The sequence below is a fragment of the Polyangium spumosum genome (assembly GCF_009649845.1).
GTDB classification, from domain to species: domain Bacteria; phylum Myxococcota_A; class Polyangia; order Polyangiales; family Polyangiaceae; genus Polyangium; species Polyangium spumosum.
In genome coordinates, this window is record NZ_WJIE01000033.1 from 1 (window position 1) to 24,069 (window position 24,069).

At 65.8% G+C, this 24,069-nt stretch carries 18 protein-coding genes; 8 read left to right on the forward strand and 10 right to left on the reverse strand.

What is annotated here, in order from left to right:
• Window positions 1-666 (reverse strand): hypothetical protein (locus GF068_RS42115; protein ID WP_153825225.1); only part of this gene is annotated, 666 nt, incomplete at its 3' end.
• An 826-nt stretch (window positions 667-1,492) separates the two neighbouring features.
• On the opposite strand from GF068_RS42115, the gene GF068_RS42120 reads away from it, so the two are divergent.
• From GF068_RS42120 to GF068_RS42140, 5 genes are read left to right on the forward strand one after another with little or no spacing between them, the layout of a single operon-like run.
• A complete protein-coding gene (locus GF068_RS42120) occupies window positions 1,493-3,568 on the forward strand; it encodes a type VI secretion system Vgr family protein (RefSeq protein ID WP_153825226.1) in 2,076 nt (691 codons plus the stop codon).
• A gap of 15 nt (window positions 3,569-3,583) precedes the next feature.
• Window positions 3,584-4,591 (forward strand): DUF2169 family type VI secretion system accessory protein, encoded by a 1,008-nt coding sequence (locus GF068_RS42125; protein ID WP_153825227.1) that lies wholly within the window; start codon window positions 3,584-3,586, stop codon window positions 4,589-4,591.
• The gene (locus tag GF068_RS42130; protein WP_153825228.1) at window positions 4,588-6,282 is read left to right on the forward strand and encodes a PAAR-like domain-containing protein; all 1,695 of its coding nucleotides are present in this window, start codon (window positions 4,588-4,590) and stop codon (window positions 6,280-6,282) included. Before GF068_RS42125 ends, GF068_RS42130 begins: the two co-directional genes overlap by 4 nt.
• A 13-nt stretch (window positions 6,283-6,295) precedes the next feature.
• A complete protein-coding gene (locus GF068_RS42135) occupies window positions 6,296-6,775 on the forward strand; it encodes an SMI1/KNR4 family protein (protein ID WP_153825229.1) in 480 nt (159 codons plus the stop codon).
• Window positions 6,776-6,802: 27 nt separating this feature from the next.
• Window positions 6,803-7,561, forward strand: coding sequence for a hypothetical protein (locus tag GF068_RS42140; RefSeq protein ID WP_153825230.1), 759 nt, complete (start codon window positions 6,803-6,805; stop codon window positions 7,559-7,561).
• Window positions 7,562-7,565: 4 nt separating this feature from the next.
• Here the strand turns inward: GF068_RS42140 and GF068_RS42145 are convergent, their stop codons facing one another.
• From GF068_RS42145 to GF068_RS42170, 6 genes are all read right to left on the reverse strand, one after another.
• Window positions 7,566-8,453, reverse strand: coding sequence for a hypothetical protein (locus GF068_RS42145; protein ID WP_153825231.1), 888 nt, complete (start codon window positions 8,451-8,453; stop codon window positions 7,566-7,568).
• Window positions 8,454-8,934: 481 nt separating this feature from the next.
• A complete protein-coding gene (locus GF068_RS42150) occupies window positions 8,935-10,185 on the reverse strand; it encodes a hypothetical protein (protein WP_153825232.1) in 1,251 nt (416 codons plus the stop codon).
• A gap of 80 nt (window positions 10,186-10,265) precedes the next feature.
• Complete coding sequence (locus GF068_RS42155) at window positions 10,266-10,934, reverse strand: tetratricopeptide repeat protein (RefSeq protein WP_153825233.1); 669 nt, start codon at window positions 10,932-10,934, stop codon at window positions 10,266-10,268.
• A 7-nt stretch (window positions 10,935-10,941) separates the two neighbouring features.
• Window positions 10,942-11,850, reverse strand: coding sequence for an RNA polymerase sigma factor (locus tag GF068_RS42160; protein WP_153825234.1), 909 nt, complete (start codon window positions 11,848-11,850; stop codon window positions 10,942-10,944).
• Window positions 11,851-11,933: 83 nt separating this feature from the next.
• On the reverse strand, window positions 11,934-12,368 hold the full coding sequence (locus tag GF068_RS42165) for an AcrVA2 family anti-CRISPR protein (protein ID WP_153825235.1): 435 nt from the start codon (window positions 12,366-12,368) through the stop codon (window positions 11,934-11,936).
• A gap of 588 nt (window positions 12,369-12,956) precedes the next feature.
• On the reverse strand, window positions 12,957-13,271 hold the full coding sequence (locus GF068_RS42170; protein ID WP_153825236.1) for a hypothetical protein: 315 nt from the start codon (window positions 13,269-13,271) through the stop codon (window positions 12,957-12,959).
• 1,196 nt (window positions 13,272-14,467) lie between these two features.
• Here GF068_RS42170 and GF068_RS42175 point away from each other — a divergent pair.
• Together GF068_RS42175 and GF068_RS42180 are read left to right on the forward strand one after the other, a co-directional pair.
• On the forward strand, window positions 14,468-19,579 hold the full coding sequence (locus GF068_RS42175) for an AAA family ATPase (protein WP_170320013.1): 5,112 nt from the start codon (window positions 14,468-14,470) through the stop codon (window positions 19,577-19,579).
• A complete protein-coding gene (locus tag GF068_RS42180; RefSeq protein WP_153825238.1) occupies window positions 19,576-20,193 on the forward strand; it encodes an HNH endonuclease family protein in 618 nt (205 codons plus the stop codon). Before GF068_RS42175 ends, GF068_RS42180 begins: the two co-directional genes overlap by 4 nt.
• Window positions 20,194-20,416: 223 nt before the next feature.
• Here GF068_RS42180 and GF068_RS42185 read toward each other — a convergent pair whose 3' ends face one another.
• On the reverse strand, window positions 20,417-21,229 hold the full coding sequence (locus GF068_RS42185; protein WP_153825239.1) for a hypothetical protein: 813 nt from the start codon (window positions 21,227-21,229) through the stop codon (window positions 20,417-20,419).
• Between the two features lie 119 nt (window positions 21,230-21,348).
• Here GF068_RS42185 and GF068_RS42190 point away from each other — a divergent pair.
• A protein-coding gene (locus GF068_RS42190) for an IS3 family transposase (protein WP_420814171.1) occupies window positions 21,349-22,520 on the forward strand; the annotation gives its coding sequence in 2 pieces (ribosomal slippage) (window positions 21,349-21,619 and window positions 21,619-22,520; 1,173 coding nt in all).
• A gap of 147 nt (window positions 22,521-22,667) precedes the next feature.
• On the opposite strand, the gene GF068_RS42195 is transcribed toward GF068_RS42190, so the two are convergent.
• A complete protein-coding gene (locus GF068_RS42195; RefSeq protein WP_153825241.1) occupies window positions 22,668-23,642 on the reverse strand; it encodes a hypothetical protein in 975 nt (324 codons plus the stop codon).
• A 17-nt stretch (window positions 23,643-23,659) separates the two neighbouring features.
• Window positions 23,660-24,055 (reverse strand): hypothetical protein, encoded by a 396-nt coding sequence (locus GF068_RS42200; protein ID WP_170320014.1) that lies wholly within the window; start codon window positions 24,053-24,055, stop codon window positions 23,660-23,662.
• Window positions 24,056-24,069 lie beyond the last annotated feature (14 nt).

Sequence of the window (24,069 nt, forward strand, 5' to 3'; positions counted from 1 at the left end):
GAGTTCCCATTCGGCATCCGTCAGGTCGGAAGGATAACCCTGGCGGGAAGGCCGCTCGTCGATGCTCATGTACGGAGGTTTGGCACGACCAGTCTGGTCGGGCCAAACTTCCTGATGAACACCCTCTAACCGAGTCAACGCTGGCACGAGCACGCCCAGGTACGACAGCTCGGGGAGCCTGTCACGCAAACGTGCGACGGAGACGAACCCGTCCGCGTCGGGGCGCATGCGCGAGAGCGCGAATTGCAGCAAGCCGTCGGCGTATTCGTCATCGCCCAACCTGCGGAGGGCGATCGCGTAGTTCGCCACGAAGATCGCACCCTCCTGATAAGGACGGGCTGCACGCAAGATGTCGAGAAGGAGCTGCTCGCCCCGTTCGTCGTGGGGGACGGAGCCGGCCGAGACGTACGTCGCCCGGGGAGATCGCGGCGGCGGAAGCGGCGGGAGACGGTCCGAAAGGCGAGCTCTCCGGAAGCGCTCGCCAGCACGAAGAACCAGGGCGTCCATGAACGCGCGAGCGCGGCTCCAGGCCGAAGGCCGATCGAGGATCGTATCGCGCGGCGGCTCGGAAGGATGTGCTTCCGCGGCGCGTATGCCGCTCTGGGGCACCGCCGAGCGCTCTATCACCTGCGTCGGTTCGTCGTCCGCATCCCTGGCTGCATCCATGGTTTTCTCCAAAAGGGGCGTCGCCGACCCGAGGCGGCAGCGAATCGGGAGTTGTACGCGCTGAAAGGGGTCCTCCGATTCGCCGACGCCTGAGATCGACGACGCGGCGCCAAACAGGTTTTTCGTCTCCCCCCTCGGACGACGGCGTCAGGCGAAGTGCTCGCCCAGAGCGGAGCCCAGCGCCGCCGTCCGAGAGGGGAGCTCCTCATCACCCGAAGACGAGGCGCTCGCGCGCCAACACCGGGGAACCGGGCATGGGCACGAAAGCCATGGGCCAGCCATACGCACGACGGCGCCCCGTCTTCGAGTGACGAGTGGAAAACCCTCCCTCCCCGGACCGAAAGCGGCGCCTTTGCGCTACCACTTCTCTCTGCTTTGCCCTGACGAATGCCGCTATCGATCCGGGAAGGGAAGAGCGGAGGCGACCAGGCCCGGCACCCCCAACGCACCCGCGTACAGTCGCGGGCTCGCTGTGAGCGTCGAGTTCATCACCGCCCGCAGAGGGGCCGCGTGCTCCGGGACAGCCCACGGGGAAGGGGGCGGCCTGCACGCGGCCCCTCTGCGAGCGGTGATGGGTTCGTCGTTCCCTCACACTAGGGTGTTCGCCGTTCGGACCCGGTTCGTAACGCGGGGCCGTCTTTTTTCTGGAGAGGTGAGACGTTGTAAGACATCCCCGCCGGACCAAATACGTCCGATCGAGCCCGAAGAACCCTTGCGCGCTTCTCGCGGGCTGGTGCACAACGGATCTACAGGAAGAACGCGGGCACGCGCACACCGCCACAAAGGTGGGTAGGCATGTCCTGCGACCGCCTACGGGGTTTGTCGTATGGCCTGGCTACCCTCGATCCGCCCTCCGGGCGGGACGCTCTCGCTCGCCCTTGATTCGCAACTCGCTCTCGACGTCCGCCGCTTCTCCATCGAGGAGGGGATCTCGGCCCTGTTCGTCGTCACCCTGGAGGCGCTCTCGACCGACCCGGCCCTCGCTTTCGACGACGTGGTCGGGCAGAAAGCCCGCTTCACGATCCAGCGAGGCGCCGAGGAGCGCTCGTGGACGGGAATCACACGCAGCGCACGCCTTCTTCGCGTCGAGGAGGACGGTCTATCCGCCTACGAGGTCGTACTCGTCCCGGTCCTGTGGCTCCTGACCCAGCGCACGAACCGCCGCATCTTCCAGCACGTTTCCGAGCCCGAGATCGCGACGCGCCTGCTCTCCGAATGGCGGGTCCCGCATGAACTCCGATTGTCGGACACGTACAAAGCGCGCGAGTACCGCACGCAATACGACGAGTCGGACCACGCCTTCCTGAGTCGCACGCTCGCAGACGCGGGGATCTCGTACTTCTTCGTCGAGAAAGACGACGAGACGGTCGTCGTCCTCTCCGACGCACCACAACGCGGCCAGCCGCGAGGCGCACGACTTCCCTTCAAGGCTGACGTGACGATGGTCACGGGCGAGTACGTCACGCGCGCGCAGGCCGGACGCGAGCTCCGGCCCGGTCGCGTCGCGATACGAGATCGGGACCATCGGCTCCCCGCGGCCTATCCCCTGCACGCGAGCGCCGACGCGCGAGCGCTCGACATCGAGGGGCGCCTCGAGTCCTTCGAGGCCACCCCCGGCGCATTCCTCTACCGGACGAATCAGGCCGGCGGCACCCCCGTGGCCGATGACCGGGGCGCCTATCGGAGCGATGAACGCGCCGCGAAGAGCCTCGCGCAGAAGCGCCTCGAAGCGCAGCGCGAGGGCGCCGTCGTCTTCAGCTTCGAGACCAACGCCCTCGACCTCGCGCCCGGCGTCATCGTCCAGATCGATGGCCATCCGCGCCCCGAACTCGCGCGCGGGCTGCTCCTCGTAGGGACACGCCTTGACGGCACGCAGGACGGAGACTGGACCCACGTCTGCGAAGCGCGGAGCTTGGAGCTGCCGTATCGCCCGCCGATCGCGGTTCCGCGGCCGCGCACGCAGGGGGTCGAGAGCGCGACCGTCGTGGGGCCTCATGGGGAGGAAATCCACTGCGACGAGCTCGGGCGGATCCGCGTGTCGTTCCACTGGGACCGCGAAAGCGAGATGGACGAGCAGAGTTCGTGCTGGCTCCCGGTGAGCCAGGCATGGGCAGGCGCTGGGTATGGCAGCCTGAGCATGCCGCGTGTCGGGCAGGAGGTCCTCGTCGACTTCATCGGCGGAGATCCCGACCGGCCGGTGGTCGTCGGCCGAATTCACACCGCGATCCAGAAGGTACCGTATCCGCTGCCGGCGAACAAAACGAAGAGCGGCTGGCGAACTTCGTCCTCGCCGGGTGGCGGAGGATTCAATGAAATCCTCTTCGAGGACAAAAAGGGGCACGAGCTCATTCAGGTGCACGCCGAGAGGGACGTCGAGGCGACCGTGGAGCGTGATGCCGCGCTGACGGTGAAGCGGGACCAGAAGACGCGCGTGGTGCGCGACGCTGAGGTCATCGTCGGCCGGAACGCCGCGCAGCTCGTGCAGGACAACGCCCGGCAGGTGGTCGGGCTCTCGAGCGCGCGCGTCGTGGGCGTGAACGAGATCGTCGACATCGGCGGCGATCAGGCCATGACCGTGGCGGGGGACCAGGCCGTCGCCGTGGGCGGCTCGAGCGAGACGACGATCGCCGGCGCCCATGCCTTGGAGGTGGGGGCGACGCAGATCATCCGCGCGGGAGGGACCATCACGATCACGAGCGGCGCGGCGAGCATCACGCTCGAGCCCTCGGGGAAGGTGACGATCTCCGGCACGGAAATCGTGCTGCAATCGTCGGGCCCCGTGGGCGTCGCCGGCACGAAGATCGGCGTGCAGGGCGCGCAGATCGCGATTGCAGCGTCGGGTCCTGCCGAAGTGGCCGGGGCGTCGCTGCACCTCGTCGGGCAGCCCGTCAAGACGAACTGAGCGGAGGCGGCTTCGATGATGCTCCATAACAGGACGCCGCTCGTCGTCATGGCTTTTCCGACCGAGGATCTCGACGGGGATCCGTCTCTCGTCGTGGTCGCAAAAGGGACTTTCGACGTCGCCAAGAGCGAGCCGGTTCGCTGGTCCGCATCGCCCTCGCCGATACGCACGACCGCAGTTCCGTGGGACCCCAGCGTGCCCTCCAGCGTGCGGTACGAGGACGACCTCGCGCCCTTCAAGGTGGGCACGGACGTCATCGTAAATGCCACCGCGTACGCGCCCGGAGGTCAGCGCATGCCCTCGTGGCGCGCCGGGGTCTGCGTGGGCGGCTTGAAGAAGTTCGTCACGGTCACGGGGCCGCGGGCTTGGGTCCATGCGCCGCTGCTCGGCTGGTCCCTCACGCCGATCGTCCCGGTCCGCCACGTGCCCGTGCGATACGAGCTCGCATTCGGAGGCGACGGGGTCGCGGCGAACCCCGTGGGACTCGGAGCGTGCGACCTGCGGAAGGCCGACACCTCGCAGCCGATCGCCGTGCCGCGCGTCTTGGCGGGGGACGGTCGCGTGCCCGAGCTCGGCGAGCTCTACCCGGTCGAGGGCCTCGGAGCCATCGCGAGGACGTGGCAGCCGCGGCGCGCGCGGGCCGGGACGTTCGGCGAGGCGTGGGCGAAGCTTGGCGGGCGCCGTTTGCCCGAGGACTTCGACGGCGCATTCTGGAATGCCGCGCATCTGGAGCTCGTGGCGGACGGGTTTTTGCGGGGCGACGAGGAGGTGCGCCTCACGGCGCTCCATCCGGAGCACGCCGAGCTCACATTTCGGCTGCCGGCGGTGCTCGTGGCGGCTGGCGCAGTGTATGGGTCGGGTTATCGGCACGGGACACCGGCACGTCTGGACACGGTCCTCATCGACGCCGAGGTGCTCCGCGTCGAGCTCACGTGGCGGGCTGCACTCCCGCTCTTCAGGGGCGGCGTGAAGGCCGTACACATCGCCACGCGGCCGCTCGCGCCAATCGGAGGTGCGTCGTGAGCGGCGAATGGGCACGCGAGTGCGGCGAGGCTCTCGTCGTCTCCATCGCCCCCGACGTCTGCTGGACGCCGGTCGGGGGGGCCTTGGTCGCCGTCCCCTACATGATCGTTGCTCGGCTCGACAAGGCAGAGGGCACGGACCCGAATCACCTCATCTGCGACAAACCGGCGTTCACCACGGCGAGTCGCATTCCGGAGGTCGAGGGCGACGAGGCCGGGACGGGCGGAGGGCTGATCTCTGGGGTGAATCGTGGCTATTGCAGGCCGCTCGAGCACAGCTCGTCCTCGATGGCAGGGGACCACTGGCTCGTTCGCGAGGGGGACCTCTTCGCCATGAACTGCGCCGGTCCCGAGGGCCCGGCGAACACGTACGGCAGGCTCGTGATCTCGAACGATGCCGCATCCGCGCCGGGCGTGAGCTTGTCGAAGAGCGCGAACACCACCGTGGACCCGGCGACGGGGATCGTGGTGGTCGAGACGGCCGAGAAGACCGAAGACCCCGAGACGGGCGCGATCACGGAGCTGCGGGAGCGGTCGGTCACGGATCCGACGACGGGCCGCGTCGAAGTCCAGCGGGTGAAGGTCACCACGCACGCGGACGGGTCGAAGACGTACGAGGCGAGCTCGGGGGCCTTCGACCCCGCCAGCAAGCAGTACGAGTGGAGGACGTCCACCGGGGGTTTGCCCGAGGGCGAGATCGATCCGGACGAACTGTCGCTCGACGAGAATGGGCGGCTCTACCTCGACGAGGACGCGGAGGGGTTCGTCCCGTCCGATGAGCTGGACCAGGGCGACGACATCGCCGATGATGACCCCGAAGTCCTCGCGGACCCCGAGGTCAAGGCCGCACTCGAGGAGGAAGCGGCGTGCAAGGCGGAGCTCGAAGCGACGAACAACGCGATCCGGTGGGAGGGTTTCAAGCTCGGCGTGGACGCGGCCGGGATTCTGGACCCCACGCCGGCTTCGGACCTGACCGGCGCGGCGCTGGCCCTGGCGGATGGGGACTGGCTCGGGGGCGGGCTCTCGGTGGTCTCGGCGGTCGTGCCGTACGCTGGGGATGCGCTCGCCAAGGGAGTGAAGGCGGCGCGGGCCGCGAAGGCGCTGGCGAAGCTCGATCGATTGCTGTTGAAGTGGCAAGCGCACCTCGCGAATGCAGCGGCGGCGGTCCGGAAGGCCAAGCAGGCGGCGAAGAAGAAGCTCGCGCGGAAGAAGGCCGGCGGGATCGGCGCGCAGGCGCCGAAGAACCCGGGGGACGGGGGGTTCGCGCCGCGGAAGAAGAAGCAGGGCGGGACGGGGGCAAACGGGGACGGTGGGGGTCCGAAGGCGCCGCGGAAGCCGCACCAGCCGGTCAGGGAGAAGTGGGAGAAGAGCGGCGGTACGGTCCGGGACAACCCCGATGGGTCGACGACGTTCAGGCGGAAGGATGGGGTGGAGGTGACGTATGATAAAGATGGGTTCCCGGATTTTTCGCGGTACAGGCATCCGGAAGTGAACGATGTGCAAATTGAGTTTACGGGCAACTATCGGAAGGACACGAATCTTGCCGACGAAGCCGCGGGTATCACCGAACGGAAGAGGCTCTCTGAAGGATATACGTGGCATCACCACCAAGATGGAAAGACGATGCAGTTGGTAAAGAGCTCTGTGCACAGAGATTTCTTTCACACCGGCGGCATGTCGAAAACCCGATAAAGAGACGCCAACAATGCAAGCAACCATTGACAATCCATACGGCCCAACGTCTCGCGCCGAGATTGCACAATTCGAGACCCGACAAAAACTATCGCTCCCTGATGAATACAAGGCGTTTCTGCTAAAATACAATGGCGGAATGCCTACGCCTAATGGATTTGCGATCCCAGGATGGCACGGTCAGGAGTCTTCGCTGGGCGTCTTCTACGGCATCCACGAACACCCGGACTATTCGCTAGATGGTGCATGCGAGACGTACGAGGAGCGCGTCCCCGCGGATCTCATCCCCATTGGAACGGATGCCTTCGGTAACAATGTCTGCATGGGCTGGAAGGGGAAGCGCCGGGGCAAGGTCTACTTCTGGGACCATGAGGACGAGCTCGACGAGCATGGTAGGTTCCGGCAGGACTACGGAAACGTGTACCCTCTCGCGAACAGCCTGACGGAGTTCTTGAACAATCTCAGGGAATGGGAAGACGAAGAATGCGAATAGGTCTCACTTAGGTATTAGAGCTGCCCAATGCCCGACACATGGACCCCGCCCAACGCCGCCGACACCCCGACCCTCTACCCGTCGGAACCCGAGCCCGACGCGTCCCCGTGGCTCACGTGGGCCCCGGCGCCCGACTACTGGAATACCGCGCCCACGATGTTCCTGCCGCCGCCGAAGCCGGCGCCGCCCGTGCCGATCCCGGAAGGCGTCTTCCTGATCCCCACCGACTTGCTCCCGCCACCGATCATGGAGCTAGCCGCGCCGCGCGCACCTTCGGCCATCCGGCCCCCGCCGCTCCTCGGCGTCGACGATCCACCTCCGTCGGCGCGCGCTGCTTCCGTGGCGCCCGCGTCGGCCCCCGCCCCGAAGCCCGCCGCCGCAGAGAACTCCGCGGCCGCCCGGGACCCGCTCCCGGTCGACCTTTTTCCCCTCGACCGTTGCGCGCGCCTCGACGCCGCGCTCGCGCTCTCTCCGGACGCAGCTCCGGTCCTCGACGCACACAAGCTCGACCCTATGACCTGGGTCGCCTTGCGGGAGCACTGGCAGGCCGCGGTCCGCGCGTCTCTCCGCGACGGCGATCCCACCCTGCTCCGCGCGTACGATGCCGCCTACGTCGTCGAGCTCGAGCGTGTCCGCGGGGCCATCACCCCCGAACAGCATGCGACGCTCACCCGAGCCGCAGCGCGGGGCACGCGAGCGGAGGCCCTGGCCGCCCTTGGGCTGCCGAAGGCCGCGGTGCTGCACGTCGAGCGCGTGATGCTTTGCCGCGCCGTGGGGCCGTCCTGAAAAACTACTTTGGGAGATCGAAAAACGGGTACATGCAGCAGAACGTGACCGCCGTGTTCATGTCCTCACGCGCCTCGCCGATCGGCTCGCCCCCGCTGGCCGCGCACGTGCCGGGCACGTACGCGAGGCCCTTGATCGCCTTGCTTGTGACTGCGCGCCCCGGAGGGTTGATCGTGCTGCATGCGTCTTTCACCGAGCTGAGTGACAGGTTTGTCGATTCCGCAGTGCAGGCCGCGTCATCGTACAAATGCAGGGACGCGAGGCAGAGCCCTCCCTCCGACGCCCCGCACGAACACGCGCTGCATCCCCGATCGTCGACGGGCTCCTCGTCGAACATCAAGTACCGCGCGTAGGTGTAGTTTCCGGGGCACGCGTGATCGCCCTGAAGGGCGACGCAGTGGAGCCAGGGGAGCGGCAGGTCCCTCATGCAGCGCTCGCCCGTGGAATCACATACGCCGTCGAGCTCCTCGACCTCGCAGGCGAGGCCCCCGAGAAGCCAGCTCCTGTCCTTCGTGAAGGCAGGCGTCTCGGTCGTCACCGCGCAGGGCTGTTCTATCGGTGCCGGCAAGGCCGACGCGCCGACGTACTGCGCGCAGGGCTGCCCGCCGCACTGGGCGCCTGCCGGGAGCGCGGCAGCGTTCGTGCAGGAGCCATCCCAGCCGGCCGGGCCATCGAACGGCACCGAAATGCCCCCGCTCTGCTCGCATGACGTCGTGCGGATCTCGATCGACGCCGGCAACCCCGAGCACGTGCCCTCGGGCTTCTCGCAGCTACAGGGCTCGCACGTCGCGGGCGGGGCGACGAGGTCGCTGTAGCGGCGGTACTTCTCCCAGGGCACCTCCTTCGGGCAGGAGGCCGGCATGTCGTCCACGGGGCCAACCCAGAGGAGCATCGGCGTGCGAGGCCATGCGCCTGCCGGAGTCTCCCCCGGGGGATCGCCGCTCGGTTCGGCGACGCATCGACCAGGGAGATCGTTCTCGCAGTCGATTGCCGGGGGGTCCTGCGGGGCACTGGCATCGGCGTCCGCGTCGGTGTCGGCGTCCGCGCCGGCATCGAGACACCAGGGATCAGGAGATAGCGCGCTGGGATCGCACTTCCCCACCATAGTAAAGTCGGGTACCCCGCATCCGAATATGCACAAGCAAAACGCTACGATAAATGCTCTGCTCACGGAGAACCCCCATCCGCGTCAGCGTCGTCGCTGGCGTCGGCGTCTACACCGGCATCAACAATACACCAAGGATCGGGAAAGAGCGCGTCGGGGGCGCATTGCCCGATGAAGACGTAATCTGGCGCCGAGCACCCAACCGTCGAGTATAACCAGGCCACTACCACGGCCGCTACCACGAGTGCCTTGTGCGCTTTGCCCATGGCTAGAACTCCCATCCACCAGCGATCTGTGCACTGAACATCGCCGGCGGTTGCTCTGCGATGACTCGTGAATCGGCAACGACCCTGAGACCACGTGTCAGTCCCAGGCCGTCCACAGCCGCCTGCACGAGGAAGGAGTCCGTGAGATTCACCTTGGCGCCGAGGCGCCCTCCGAAGCCCGGGAACGTTCCGGTGATTGTCTGAGGGATATAGCTGGCGCTGGAGAACTCACCGCTGATGACCCCCAAATGGCCGAGGACACAGCCGAAGAACCACCGCCAGTGTCCACAGGCGCTCACGAGCCCCCCGGCTGTCATCGCGTTGATCTGCGCGCCTTCCACACCCGACGTCAGCCACGCCGCGCGCGCCTCGAGCCCGAGCGACACATACTCGTTTGGACTCAAACTACCTGCGATGACTGCGCCGACCGCCGGCTGCCACGACGCCACGCCGAACACGACCACCGGCCCCCCGCTCACCGATCCGCGCGTGCCCCTCTTCTTCTGCTCCTCACCGATCACGCCACCGACGATCGGCTCGCGCGCCGGCTCGTCGTTCGGCGGCTCGTCGACGTTCACGGCCGGCTCGCGCACGCGTCGTCGCCGCAGCAAGCGTTCCGGTGGCTCGATGGGCTTGAACGAGGGCAGCGGGAGGAGCGTCAGCTCCACGCGCAACGTTCCGCCCTTCGATGCCGTGAAGTGCACGACACCGTCCTCGAAGCCCTTCAGCTTCGCGCGGAGCTCGTGCTCCCCGGGCGGCAGGAACATCGTGAAGCCCGTGATCCCATCGGTCTGCTTCACGACCCCGTCGAGCGAGATTTCCGCGTGCGCTTCGGAGACCGTCACCTCGACGCGACCGACGCGCGCCCGCGCGGTGTCGTACGCCTTCAGGAACCTCTCCCGCTCCGCGGCTGGCGCGTCCGTCGCGCGCTCGATCCCATCGAGCAGCAGATCCGCCGCTTCGGTGGGGTTCCCGAGCTCGACGAGCAACACGCCGAGCCGACCCGCGACGAGCGGGTCCTGCTCGAGCTCGAACGCATCGGCGTATGCCGTCGCCGCCTCGGCGAGCCGCCCGGCCCTCCGCTCGCGTTCGGCTTTCGCCACGAGCGCCTTGAAGCGCGCCTTCTGCGTGGCCTGCTGAAGCGCCGCGGGGTTCGAGGGGGGTGGGGCGGGCTTCGTGTCCTCGTCTGCATGCGCTTGCAAGGGTGCGCTGAGCGCGACGAGCAAGACGAGCCATGCACGCCGTTTCACCATGCGCGTCAGGATACGGGTGCAGGACAAACTCAGCAAGCGCGGGGAGCAGGACAAACTCAGCAAGCACGAGGCCCATCAGCTCATCCAAGGATGTGCTTGACCCACGCCGTCACCCACCACCGAACTTCGCTCCGTCGGCGATAACTCGGCAACGTCTTCCACGTGTCGAGCGCCTCCCGGATCGCCGCCTTCGCACCCTCGGCGTTGCCAAGCTTTCGCCGCACATCCGAGAGGAGCACGTGTCCCTGGATGGACGAGCTGTTCGTCCGCGTGAACCGTTCGAGAGCGTCCTCCGCTTCCTCCAGCCTCCCGAGCATCAGGAGCGCCTCGGCAGCCGCCAGGTAGGGATCGCCGTAGCGCAGGCGCGGCTCCAGCTCGACGGCGCGGACCAGCGGCTCGAGCGCGCCCTCCGCGTCGCCGCTGCGCATCCGCGCGAGCCCCGTCAGGTAGAGCAGCTCCGCGTCGTCCGGTGCACGACGACGGGCCTCGTCGAGGAGCTCGAGCGCGCGGCCGGGGCGCAGCCGTTCGAGCCAGATGATCGCGAGATCACGGCGCGCGGTGACGTTCGCGGGGTTCGCAGCGATCTGCGCATCGAGGGCGCGAATCTTCCCCCACGTGCGCGCGAGTACGATCGGGTCCGGGATGAACGGGCGGAGCGCGACGAAGACGAGAACGCCCACCATCACCCAAGGTCGCTGTAACGCGAACGTGAGCGCCATGAAGCCGAGGTAGTAAAGCCAGTACCCCATCGTCGCTTCAGCGGCGCCACTTGATGGTGAGGCGGTTCGTGACTCTTGGCGGCGCCCCGCGAGGCGTAGGCCGATGCTCGTGCACCGGCGCAGCCTGCGTCATGGACGGCGGCGTGTCGATGGTCTCCGGGTCGATGGCCGAAGGGTCGGTGAAAGCCTCCCCGGCACGTACAACCATCGCGTGACGAACGAATGCTGCACGCGCAGACGCGGCGACGTCCTGGGGCGCGGCCGAGGAGCTGGCGGACCCGAGGAGCGCCGCCGCCATGAGCGCGCTCCACGCGTGGCCGGCGCGGTAAATGAACTCCAACCGACTCCTCCACCTCGTCCGGAGCAGCACACGCCGGTCCTGGCCGCACAGGATGAGCAGGGCCATGCCGTGCACGTCGTCGACGCGCTCTCGGATGTACGCGCGGGCCCGCATGAATTTCATTCGGGAGGCCTCTTCCGAGATGCCGAGCTCTTTGGCCACCTCCGCGTGCGAGAGGCCCTGCAAAACAACCAGGCAGAATACGGCCCGCTGTTCCGCCGGCATTGTCTTCAGCGCTTCGGCCACGCGCTCACAAGCCTGAGATAGAATCGCCGCGCGCTCGGGAGAGTGCTGCGACGCGGGGGAACCGTCGCTGTCGTCGGTCGGAGCGAATCGCTCCTCCTGCTTTCGGCAGGCTCTCCGCCATCGCAGGCGGATGTTGGCTGCGATGCCGAGCAGCCAGTTCATGAGGGTACCGCTCTCGGGCCGGTAACCCGAGAGGCTCTCGTACCCCTCGATCATCACGTCCTGCGTCTCGTCGTCGAGCCCCTCCCTGCCGGCGGCTTGCTGGACGCGCCTGCTCTCGAGGAAGCGCGCGACGACGGGCCGAAGCTCCGCGAGCTGCGCGCAAAGGTCCTCGGCGGGGTCTTTCTTGACTGTCGTCATCACACTCGTGTTCGCCGGAGCGAGCGAAACGTAACGCGAGACGCGGTGGGGCCCTGGCCGATTTTTGCCTGGAGTGACGTCGCTTACGCCAAGTCAAACTCACCGGTGCCGCGGGCTCCGGGCCCCCTCCAGTAGGGCTCCACGAAGATCCACTTCCGTAGCGCTCTGCCCGGCCCATACGGCTGCATCTTCCAGTGCGAGGAGACCCATCCCCCCTCGGGCGAACGCCGTGCCTCTCCCCGCCCGAACGCGCGAACCTCCTCGCGCAAGTCGAGGTCGAGCCGACGTCCCACGCGGTGGACGGCGCCCTTCCGCTGCACGTTGGCGGGATCGGTCATGGCCAGGCACGTGTTCACGATGAGCCGGCCGATCAGCATCTTCGTGCGGCGGTCGGCGTCCGTGATGCCGACCGGGAACGAAGCCATCTCGTGGACGATCGGGGTGCTTTCGAGCTCGGGCGGCAAAAGCCCCTCGCCCCAACACCGAACCGCCACAGCGTGAGCGAGCGTTTCGTCCATGCGACGTAGGCCCACGCGCCTTGCGGGTGCTTCCGGTGCTCGTGCCGGAAGACGAGCACGCGCGTCACGAAGTCCGGCCCCGCGGGGTTGTCCACCGGCAGCAAGGACTCGGCGACGTCCATCACGAAGGCGTGGAACGGCGACGCGAGTTCGCTCAACAGCGACAGATGCGACGGGTCCTCGGCTGAGGTCGCAAGGAGCGCCGCCGCGTACGTGGGGTGCATGGTCACGACGGGGAAGCCGCTCTGCGCCCATCGAGCCAAGCCGAGGACCGCGGCCTGCCCGTCACTGGTCGTCGCCGCACCAACCTGCACAGCTCGCGCGAGAGACCACCGGCGACGCGCTGGGCCGTTGAAGGGGAGCCCTTCGCGCGTCGCGGCAGCGACGGCCTCCAGAAGTTCCAGGTCGGAGGCGGGTGCCTGATGGCGGAGCAGATCCCAGACGACGGCGGCGATCTCGCGAGGTGTCGGGGGCGTCCAAATTAAACCGGACAGACCGTTGGGCGGAGCTTGCTCGGGGGATTCCGTGGCCATTTTCGGCCCGGACGCTGGTACCCCTTGACCTACAGGTCAAGCTCAGCAGGAGGCGCTAGGTCCGCTTCTTCTTCGTTTCAGCGAGCAGAGGTTTGGCCTCGGAGACCCCGATGGCGACCAACCCCTCGAGCAGGATCTTCTGCACCGTGGTCCCCTCGCGTTCGGCGCGCTCGCGGAGGACCATGCGCAGATCATGCGGGAGTCGCTCGTCGAGGATCTCGCGCGTGTACTGGGCCAACGACTTGTCGGCAAAGAGCGCTTCCATGTGCAGCTCACGCCGGTACAGCTTCGGCGCGTACACCTTGAAGTAGTCCTTGGGGCTCTTCGGAGCCGGGTCGGCGGCAGGCGGCTTGTTCTTCGGTGCGCTCATTCAACGCCTCTTCTTCTCGATCCCCAGAAGCGCAGCCGCTTCTCTCATCCCTGCGCTCGCGAGGGCTTCTAGGAGGAGCTGCAGAACGCTCCTCCCCTCTCGGTCGGCCCGAACTCTGAGCGCCATACGGATATCGTGGGGTGGGGTCTTGGATGCACTCACGACCCCTCGCGGTCTGCCCCAGAATACCACCTCAGGCGGTAGGTCAAGAGGTCATACACGTCGGTTCGGCCATCTGTCCGGACCGAAACGGGTCGATGGCTCCGCATCGAGCCCAGCGTGGCAACCGCGGATCGCCGCGGTCCGGGATCGCCTCGCCGCGCTCCGGGACGCGTTCTGCTCGCAACGTTGCCGCCGGCTTCGACGGCGCGAAGAGGGCAGACGTGGCCGATCTCCTCGCTGGTCTCGCCGCCCGTGTCGGTCGCGCGGAGAACGCTGGGAGATCGCTGCGCGCGGCATCCTCTGAGCGCCGCGAGCGCACCCGCGGGACGTTCAGCGTTTGGCTTGACGAAACCACCTTCAACGGCCTAGGTTTGTCCCGGGTCTCCCAACCCGGGGACCGGCGCGGGCTCGTGGTTGGTTGGCCAGGACCACGGCACCCGCGCCGGTCTTTTTCTTTTCCGGTTGACGTCCTTCGCGGCGACGGCCCCAAGGAGCTGTTCGAGGGGTTGCCCGACTCTCACCCCGGGCGGCATGGCACAGATAACGGACGAGTTTTTCCTCGCCCGCGAGGAGGCGGAGCTGCGCGCGGGCGCGTCACCCGAGCTCCGGACGCGGATCTCGACGTTTGCCTTGGAGGTATGGCCAAGCCGACGCCCGGTCCCCACCCGTCAGCTTGTCCATCTCGGTGCAGATGACCCCGTAACACTCGCATGACGTCGCTGAGTGAACCCCTTCGCGCTCATGTGCCTCACCAATGGGACCCGAAGCGGCAGCCGTCGTGGCGGCGCAGGCGCCGCCCAGTTGAGCGGTTACCGAAGGGATACGGAGCAGTTCCTTCGCGCCCAGAGCGCTTGATGGTCTCCAGTGCGAACGCGCGGGAAGGCGTGGGGCCACCTCCGACGTCCCGCGCCTCGACGAAAGACGCCACCCGCCCAACGACCTCGCCAGCGTCGACTAGCAACCCGACGCCCTCCCCGGAACAACGCCGGCCTTGGGTTGACCAGTCCTCAGAAGAACGTGGTAGGGTCCTGTACATGACCAGGCCGTGGGACATCTCCACCGAGGAGATCCAGCAGTGGGCGTCGAAGTTCGAGGCGCCGTCGCTCCTCCCTAAGCTCCTGCGGCGATTGCTTCTCGCGACCACACCGCTCATGGGGATCGAGATGCGCGCGGATGCTGGCGTCCGGTACTCCGGCTGGGACGGTATCGTACGCGCGCGCGCGAGCACGCCGTTTTGCCCAGCGGGGCTCTCCGTCTGGGAGCTGTCCGTCGAAAAGAAGGTTCGTAAGAAGCTTGACGACGATTACAATAAGCGCACGGAGGAACCGACCAAAGGCGTGCGCCCCTCGCTGACGACTTACGTTGCCGTCACCGCGCGCGCCTTCCCAGGGAAGGATGCCTGGGCTCAAGAAAAGCGTGAATCGCGAGACTGGGCCGATGTGCGGCTCCTCGACGCGGACGACATCGCGACGTGGATCGAGCAAGCGCCTGCCGTCGCGCGCTGGCTCGCGAACGTCCTCGGGCGACCTGCGTATGATTGTCGAGACGTCGACGCGTTCCTCGACGATTGGAGCAAGCGGACGACCCCGCCGCTTCCGCGAAATCTGGTGCTCGCGGGCGAGCGGCGTGCGGCGCAGGGAGAGGAGCTTTCGACTTGGCTCGATAGCAATGCTGGACCTTCCCTGCTTGTCCGGGGCCGCACGAGAGAGGAAGCGGCGCTTTTCGCCGCGGCGGCGATCGCGAGGGGCCCCAAAGCGGAGACCTGGCTATCGCGGGCTGTCGTCGTGGAGACGGAAGACGCATTTCGCTGGGCCCTGCGCGCCCAGGGCGCCGAATCGCAGATTCTCCTTCCCGTCTTCGATCGCCCCGATGCGGGCCAGGCGATCGCCGCGAAGGCGCGGATCATCTTGCCGTCCGATTCGTCGGTGCCGCCTCAGAAGGGCTCGACGTTGACACTGGAGGAGCAGCCCTTTGCTCCTCTTGCTAAGGCCCTCGAAGGGGCTGGCTTCTCCGAGCAGGATGCGGAGCGCCATATCCGAGCTGCTGGGGGCGACTTGACGTCGCTCCAATACCGGCTGGGATACATAAACGTGCAGCTGCCGGATTGGGCGCGAAATAGCCCTCGCGCGGAGCTGCTCGCGCTCCTGCTCGTGGGGGCGTGGGTGCCAACGCAGGAGGGAGATCGTGAGGTCGTGCGCCGCTTGGGTGGGGATCCGGCGGTGGCGGAACAGCTCTGCGCGGATCTGCCGTCCACCGTGATGATGCGCGTGACGGAGCGCGTCCCACAGGGCGTATATCGTTGGACTTCTCCCGAGACAGCATTCAAATTGCTCACCCGCGGGCTCACGGAGACGCACCTCGCTTGCTTCCGTGATGTCGTGATGGTCGTCTTGGGCACGCCAGATCCTGCTTATGAGTTGCCCAAGGCCGAGCGCTATATGGCGGCCATTAAGGGCAAGGTCACTGCACAATCCGATGCGTTGCGGTTGGGGCTCGCTGAATCTATCGCACGCCTCGCGCTGGAGGACGAAACATTCGCGGAAACACACCATACGCGCAGCGGCAGCGTATTGGCGGAGGGGCTCGTGCGCTGGCTCCTCCGTCCCGAAGCGGGATGGTTGCCTTGGGCTTCCTTGCATGAATCCCTGCCGATCCTGGCGGAAGCTGCGCCTAATGGTTTTCTTGATCGGGTGGAATCGAGCCTCGATCGGCAGGACGAGGGCGTGGGGCATCTTTTCCAGGAAGAGCAGGTGATGTTTGGCTCGTCGCCGCATACAGGGCTGCTTTGGGCCTTGGAGGTCTTGGCCTGGCATCCGGAGGAGAGGGTACGAAGCCGCGTCATTCGGGCTCTCACCCGGCTCGATGCGATGGATCCCGGGGGAGCGATGGCAAATCGCCCGTTACAAAGCCTCGACGCGCTTCTACGGTACGTGATGCCGAAGTCGAACACGACAACAGAGGAGCGAATCAAGCTGATTCGCCAGGTATTTCAGCAGTGCGCGCAGACGGGACGCAAGCTCGGGCTCGGCATGCTTGAAAAGCTCCGCGGCGGGGTTTTGTTGAATCAGGGGAGACTCCCGCAATTTCATGACTGGGCACCGAAAGAAGACTCTGACAACATCGATATGCGCGTCGTGAGCGCGCAAGTTCTCGCCTTGCTTGAAGATCTTGCAAATGATGCTGGCGATGATGGGCATAGATGGGCGGATCTCGTACGGTCTGTGCTTCGTGGGCCAGAAGATGTCGAGGAGCAGGTTCTTGAAGCAATTCTAACTCGGCGGGATACGATCGACGATGCCGAGGGCATCCTGTGGACCGCGCTGCGGAAGGCTTTGACGGGGCTTGATGAACAGGACCTCGCGTCGGAACGCGTGAAGTCACTCGAGAAGCTCTATGATGGCTTCACCCCGAAAGATTTTGCTCGCGCGCATGCGTGGCGCTTTGAACCCTATCAGGGGATCCCATTGCGCCCCTTCACTCGCGCGACCGAAGATGAGCAGGCGCTCGACGAACTTCGTGCCGAGACGATCTCGGAGTTGTGGAAGAGCGAAGATCGGTGGGCGCTCTTGGCCAAGCTCCTACGCGAAGTTGAAAAGAGCAATTATGGTGTCGATAGCCTGGGCTGGTCCCTGGGAAAATCACCGCATTCGTCCGATGTCGAACCCCGAATCCTGGCCGATACGCCAGAGGAGCCATACGCTGCTCTTATTGCCAGCTTCTCGATCGCGCGTGCTCGCAAGCTCGGCCTTTCGTGGCTCGAAAAGCTTCTGAGGCGGTTTATAGACCTAGGCAGGATCGCAGATGCTGCACGTGTCGCCGCCCGATGGGATACGGGCAAGCCTCTTTGGGCACTGCTGGAGCAGATGGGCGAACCCCTGCAGACAGAATACTGGAAATCAATTCTGCGCGTATTCGGCAAACCATCAATTGAAGAGCTTGAATATGCAGTAGACCACTTTCTTGCTGTAGGACGCGAGGCGGCCGCGCTTGAGACAGCTGCCATTCATCGAAGTACGACCACTGGCACGCTCGCATACCGGGTGCTCCTTCGTGTAAAGGAAACGGGGGCAACTCTCCAGGCTCCCCTAGGGGCGCACTATGTGGAATGGCTTTTCGATGTCATCGATCGCGACCCGCCTGCTGGTAAAGATCCCGTCCATGACATCGCCCCCCTCGAATTCTACTTCCTGCTCCTCATCTCAGACAAGAGACGCACTAGATACGTAACCGTTGCTCTCGCAGAGAATACGGACATTTTCGTCGCGCTCGTTCGGAATCTCTATCGGCGAGAAGGCGAAGAGTCCCCGACGGGGACGGATCCTGCCAAGGTCCAAAGTGCACAGAACGCGTATGCCCTCCTCAAAGCATGGAAAGGTTTTCCAGGCGAAGGGCTCCCCGAGAACGAGCGCGACGACAAGCTCGAGGCATGGGCCGCAGAGGTTCTCACGAAAACGGAGGACGATGGGCGGGGACGTGTAGGCTCCGTCCACGTCGCCGAGGTGCTTGCGCGCGCGCCCGCTGGCAGCGATGGGTTTTGGCCCTGCATCGCCGCGAGGCGTCTCCTCGAGTCAGGACGTTATACCTCGCTCAGCGAGAACCTCGCCTTGGCTAAGCGCAATCTCCGCGGCATGACGGCACGAGATCTTGACGAGGGAGGTGTCCAGGAGCGGGAGATCGCTGATCGTTATCGGGAAGCCTCACAGAAACTCGAAATGGCTGGATATCCAAGGACGTCGGCCATGCTGGACGCGCTCGCGCGACGCTACGAAGAAGAGGCCGACCGTGAGGACGCCGAGGCTCGTAGATTCCGGATCGAGCATGGCGAGCGGATCGTAGCAGACGACGCGCCGCCCACCCCGCGCGAAGCTACGTCAACTGAGAAGGAATTTGTCTCTCAGATAGTCACGACGGGCGTCGGGCCAGCGCCGCGCTTCGAGGTGCCGCTTCGTCCCCGCATGAACCTCCTGATCGGCGACAATAGCCTCGGAAAGACGTTCGTGCTCGAGGTGCTCTGGTGGGCCCTCACGGGCGCCTGGTCTGATGAGCCGGCGCGGCCCCCTTCGCGTCGCAGAAATGGTCGACCAGTATCCACCGCCACCATCTCCGCCAAGGCGGGTGGCCGAGACCTCATCGGCGAATACGATCCAGCCAAGGAACGCTGGAAGAAGAAGGGGAGCCGCGCCCTTGCGCCAGGCCTTGGCGTGTATGCACGTGCGGATGGCAGCTTTTCGGTGTGGGACCCCATCCGCAATCGCAAACCCACGGATAAAGGCCAACCCGACCTCTCCAGAGGGTACCATTTCGCGCCTCGCGAACTCTGGCGCGGGCTAAACGCGCGTGACGGCAGCACAGTGCTCTGCCGCGGGCTGCTCGAAGATATCGTGAGCTGGCGGTCCGAACGCCGAAGCGCATACGCCGCGCTTGAAAAGGTTATCGAAAAGCTCTCGCCCCCCGAAGAGCCCATTCGGTTCGGCCTACCAAAGCGTCTCAGGCGGCTCGATACCCTCAACCATCCCACACTCGATCTTGGTTATGACGCGAACGTCTTCGCGATCCACGCGTCGGCCGCTGTCAAGCGCGTCTTGGGGCTCGCGTATGCGCTCGTCTGGGCCGTCTCCGAAATTCAAGAGGTCGCCCCCCTAGCCGGGCTCGCCCCGCTTCGGCGCGTGACGCTGCTTTGTGACGAAGTAGAGTCGCACCTGCATCCGCGATGGCAGAGGACCATCCTCCCCGCAATCTTGGCTGCCATGGAGGCATTGGCGCCCCAGGCGGAGGTCCAGTTCATCGTCACCACGCACGCGCCCCTCGTTCTCGCCTCGCTGGAGCCGAGCTTCGATCCGGTGAAGGATAACCTCCTCGAGTTTCAGCAAAATCCATCAGACAAGACCGTGCGCGTCGTCGAGGAGCCATGGCAACGCTTTGGAGACGCGAACACATGGCTCGTGGAGCACTTCGGGCTCAAGCACCCCCGCTCTAAAGAAGCCGAGGACGCGATCGAGCGGGCTGCGCGGGCAATCGAAAATCCGAAGACGAGCAGAAAAGCTGCGAGGGCAATTGACAAGAAGCTGCTCGCGGTGCTGCGAGAGACGGATCCTTTTTTGGCTCGGTGGCGCTACATTACCGGAAAGCGAGGCTGGCTGCCGTGATCCCGGTCCAACCGAGGGGCCAGCCGAAGGGCTTCAATCAGAAGGTCTATCGTCCTGGCGTCAAGTGGCTCCGCAATAATAACTTACCGAGACGAGGTGCCGTGCCGAAAGGCGCGGATGGGAAGAACGTCGAGCTTCATCCCTATTGGCGCCATTGCTTGGACGATCTCTACCGTCGCTATCGTGGCGTATGCGCCTACGCAGCCATGCATATCCCGCGAACCACCGGCGCCCGCTCCACAGACCATTTCATCGCTAAATCATCTGCCATCGAGCACGCCTATCGCTGGCGCAACCTTAGGCTCGCATGCACCAAGGTCAACGCCCGAAAGGGGGCGTTCGATGAACTACTGGATCCGTTTGAGATTGCCCCGGATACGTTTCACTTGAACCTATTCACCGGCAGCATCTTCCCCAACCCCGCCCTCGCGGCGGACCTCAAGCACCGCGCCCAGACGACCATCGAGCGCCTCGGGCTCGACGACGAAGACTGCCGCAAGGATAGGCGAGATTACTTCGACGACTACCGTATGGGCGAGACGAGTGAAGCCTATCTCAAGAAAAGATGTCCCTTTGTTTGGTACGAGGTTCATCGGCAAAAGCTGAAACGGTGAACTGCATAGGACGAACAAACCGCCGAGACCCGTCCGCCAGCTCCCGCAACCACGCAATCTGCCATTCCTCGGGCGGCCATGACGCTTCGAGCACCTCCTGGAACCCCGGCCCCTTCGCCGCCCCATCCGCCACGATATACGGCACCGGTCCGAAAGTGTGTTCTCGGTTCCCCCACGTTGCACGACTCGCAGCGCCCATGGCTTCTGTCTCCGTCGCCCTCCGCTACCTCCCAACCATGGCGAGCCCGAACACCCCGAGTGCGGCAAGGCCGATGAACCCCGCCACGCTCCGCCCATGACGGAGCCCAAGTTGCACGATCTCGACGTCCTCCCCGTAGAAAAACCGCAGGATCCCTTCGCAGTCGAAGCCATGTCCCCCGAGCCAGTGCGCCCCGTTCTGGCTCAGGCACCCCCGATTGCCAGGATGCGACGTTAAAGCGAGCCGAGTCGGGATCACATCAGCGCCGCGCCGCCCATGGTTATACGTTACGTAATTTTCGGTGCCGGATGCGTCCAGCCCCCGCGAGCCATCCTCCCGCCACGGCGCCCCCGCGACATGGTTCGCCAGGATCAGCTTTCCCCCATACCGCATCACGAACCCCCGCGTCCGGGCCGTCGCGGCCACGCACTCCTCGCTCGCCCCCCGCGAGAACGCCTGGAACACGTCCCCGTTCTTGATCGGCGTCGTCCGCCCGAGCGTCGGATGATCCCGCATCGCCCGCAGCACGAATGTCCTCGCAGCGATCACGATCGCCGCCTTCGCTTCTGGATGCGCTCGCAGATGCTCGCCCGCGCATACGCGCGGCAGATACTCGTCTTCGAGTGAGAGCCACCCCTCCACTGTGAGGATTCGCTCCGGCGCCTCCTCGAGCTCCACGTGCGCCACCGGTACCCACACTGGCTCGCGCAGCCTCCGCGCCATCTCTCGCTTTCGCTCCCACAGCACGTCGGGTGGCGGCACCGGCAGCCACTTCCGCCACTTCAACGCCTCGGCGACGGCGCTGACCTCCCCCCACTTCAATGCTTTCGCCGTCACGGCGTCCCTGTACAGCCTGCGCAACGCGTCCGGGATCGGCCATGACGTCTGGGCGATGATGATCCTCCCCCGGATCCGTGGACAAACCCAAAGGCGCGAATTTGCGCTAGGAGAGTTCCATGGCGAGGCGGAAGCGGCGGTCGTTCAGCGCGGAGTTCAAGGCAGAGGCAGTTCGTCTCTGCCAGGTCGGGGACCGGAGCATCGCGAAGGTCGCGAAGGATCTGGATCTAACTGAAACCGCGCTACGCGAGTGGGTGAGAGCTGACGAGGTCAACGTCGGCGGGGAGAAACCCCCCGAGGCCCTCACGGGCGCCGAGCGCGAGGAGCTCGTGCGGCTGCGGCGTGAGAACAAGCGGCTGCAGATGGAGCGGGAAATATTAAAAAAAGCGGCGGCCTTCTTCGCGAAGGAGAGCGAGTGAAGTTCGCGTTCATCGCCGCGGAGAAGGCTTTCTTTCCGGTCACCGTGCTTTGCGACGTCCTCGACGTTTCGCGCAGCGGCTTCTACGCCTTTTGCAAGCGCCCCGAGCCGCGGCGGAAGGCCTCCGACGCGCAGCTCGCGGCGGAGATCGTCGCCGCGCACCAGCGCAGCCACGGCACCTACGGCAGCCCGCGGGTGCACGCGGAGCTGCGCGCCAGGGGCCTTTGCGTGAGCCGCAAGCGCGTCGAGCGGCTCATGCGCGAGCGGGGCCTCGAAGCACGCAGCAAGCGCCGATTCCGGCGCACCACGGACTCGAACCACACGATGCCGCTCGCGCCGAACCTGCTCGGTCGCCAATTCGACGCGAAGGCCCCGAACGAGGCGTGGGTGACGGACGTGACGTACATCCCGACGGCCGAGGGCTGGCTGTACTTGGCGACGATCCTCGACCTGTTCTCGCGGCGGGTCGTCGGCTTCGCAATGAGCGAACAGAACGACCGCGCCCTCGCGCTCGCGGCGCTCGAGCGGGCGCTACGCGCGCGCCGGCCGCGGCCGGGGCTTTTGCACCACTCGGACCGCGGCAGCCCCTACGCCAGCGAGGACTACCGGAAGGCGCTGCGCGAGCGCGGCATCGTGGCGAGCATGAGCCGCACGGGCGACTGCTGGGACAACGCCGTCGCCGAGAGCTTCTTCGCGACCCTCAAGGCGGAGCTGGTCGACGCTACGCGCTTCCCGACCCGGGATGCCGCGACGGCGGCGATCGGTGACTACCTCGAGCGGTTCTACAACCACGCCCGGCGGCACTCGTACCTCGGGTACTTGAGCCCGGTCGAGTTCGAATTGAGAGCACAAGTGGCCGCGTTTGCGGCATAGTGCGTTTGTCCACGGCAGCGGGGGAAGATCAATGACCGCCTCGACGGCCTGGAGTTCGGGCGGCGTAATCTGTTGCGACCCCACCGCGAGGGGCCATGCATTCAGAATCTCGGAACGAAGTCCTGCAGGATCCACGACTCCCTCCGTTCATGGCTGCGGTTGCGTCGGCAGCGGCTTGGGTGTTTGCCCCTCGGGGAGCCCTGGCCACGGCCACACGATCTCAGGAGACGGCCGACGCCGACGACTGGCCACGCGCAGCAGGGCGGCGCGCTCACGCAGTGCATTCCCGGCAAGTTCATGGCCGTGCGCCTCGAGGTTTCGAGCCGCCTCAAGAAGCATTAGGGGACGCGTCTCGTACTGGAAGTGGACCTGAGCGTAGTTTCGCTCTGCCTGAGACATCCCCAGATCGAACGGCAGCAGAAGGGTAGCCGCCCGATCCCGCATCGCCTGCGCAGCGACGGGCAGTTTTGCGGCTTCGTACTCCTTCGCCCACCGCAAGACCTGGCCGAGATTATAACTCGCGGCCTTGACCATGAGATCGAGCGCCGCGGTGCCTTGGATGGCGTTCTCATGGTGGAGCCCTGGGTTCTTCTGGTACCCCTCGCTCCCAAGCACATCGAGATCGTCGTACCAGCGTGCAATGGGCACCGACGTCCCAGGCTTCGGTATCCATGGCGACACGATTTCCGGCGCCGGGTCCACTCTCCGGCGCGCGATCCGGAGAAGCGTAGCTCTATCTCGCAGCGTATTGCCTGCGGCTCGGTATCCCTTGGCCTCGTATTCCCTGGCAGCCTGGACGAGCAGCGCTGGACGCGTCTCGTCCATCAGGAGCCATCGAACCATGGGTTGCGTGTCTGCCGGCATGTCGAGCGGCACCGTGAGCGCATGCGCGCGGTCACGTAACGCCTGCGCAGCATAGACGTGCCCCGCCTTCTCGAAGTTGTTCGCCCAAAACAAAATGGACGGGAGGTCGGTCACGTGCTCGATGAAGGTCCGGAGCGCAACCCGCCAGCCAGGATCCATGTTGGGGTCGAGATGGATTCCAGGCGTGCTCTGATAATAATCGCTACCGAGCACGTCCAGATTGTCGTACCACCGCTCGTTGGGCAGCCACTTGTCCATACGTGCCTCCAGACTCGTCAAACCGGATCGTGTGCCACCACGAAGATGCCGCACTCTCCCATCAGGGAGCTGCCCGGGTGCAACCACACGCGCGCCTTCGCCCTTCCGTCATCGCTCTCGAAGCGAAAGGACCACTTCACCACACGGCCCGGATACCTCGCGACCGCCATGATCTGCCGCTTATGAACGAGGGGCCCGACCACGACGACAGGCAGATCGGCCTGGATCGAGTCGGGCCCCAGCACAGCATCCCGCAAAGTAAGGGTGGCAGAGACGCGCCAGCGCGGAGCCGGGTCTTCCCCATCGAGGGGAGGCTGCTCCATGATGATGACGCAATGATTCGACGCCCCGAAATCGGGATCCGTCTCCACCACGTTCATCGCCTTCTCGCTGTCGATCTCTGCCACCCTCATATATCACCGTCTCT

Coding starts and splice junctions, on each gene's coding strand:
- GF068_RS42125 (WP_153825227.1), top strand. CDS start 3,584: ATGATGCTCCATAACAGGACGCCGCTCGTCGTCATGGCTTTTCCGACC.
- GF068_RS42195 (WP_153825241.1), bottom strand. CDS start 23,642: ATGGACAAGTGGCTGCCCAACGAGCGGTGGTACGACAATCTGGACGTG.
- GF068_RS42120 (WP_153825226.1), top strand. CDS start 1,493: ATGGCCTGGCTACCCTCGATCCGCCCTCCGGGCGGGACGCTCTCGCTC.
- GF068_RS42135 (WP_153825229.1), top strand. CDS start 6,296: ATGCAAGCAACCATTGACAATCCATACGGCCCAACGTCTCGCGCCGAG.
- GF068_RS42175 (WP_170320013.1), top strand. CDS start 14,468: ATGACCAGGCCGTGGGACATCTCCACCGAGGAGATCCAGCAGTGGGCG.
- GF068_RS42155 (WP_153825233.1), bottom strand. CDS start 10,934: ATGGGGTACTGGCTTTACTACCTCGGCTTCATGGCGCTCACGTTCGCG.
- GF068_RS42150 (WP_153825232.1), bottom strand. CDS start 10,185: ATGGTGAAACGGCGTGCATGGCTCGTCTTGCTCGTCGCGCTCAGCGCA.
- GF068_RS42145 (WP_153825231.1), bottom strand. CDS start 8,453: ATGCTCCTCTGGGTTGGCCCCGTGGACGACATGCCGGCCTCCTGCCCG.
- GF068_RS42200 (WP_170320014.1), bottom strand. CDS start 24,055: ATGAGGGTGGCAGAGATCGACAGCGAGAAGGCGATGAACGTGGTGGAG.
- GF068_RS42140 (WP_153825230.1), top strand. CDS start 6,803: ATGCCCGACACATGGACCCCGCCCAACGCCGCCGACACCCCGACCCTC.
- GF068_RS42170 (WP_153825236.1), bottom strand. CDS start 13,271: ATGAGCGCACCGAAGAACAAGCCGCCTGCCGCCGACCCGGCTCCGAAG.
- GF068_RS42165 (WP_153825235.1), bottom strand. CDS start 12,368: ATGGACGAAACGCTCGCTCACGCTGTGGCGGTTCGGTGTTGGGGCGAG.
- GF068_RS42160 (WP_153825234.1), bottom strand. CDS start 11,850: ATGACGACAGTCAAGAAAGACCCCGCCGAGGACCTTTGCGCGCAGCTC.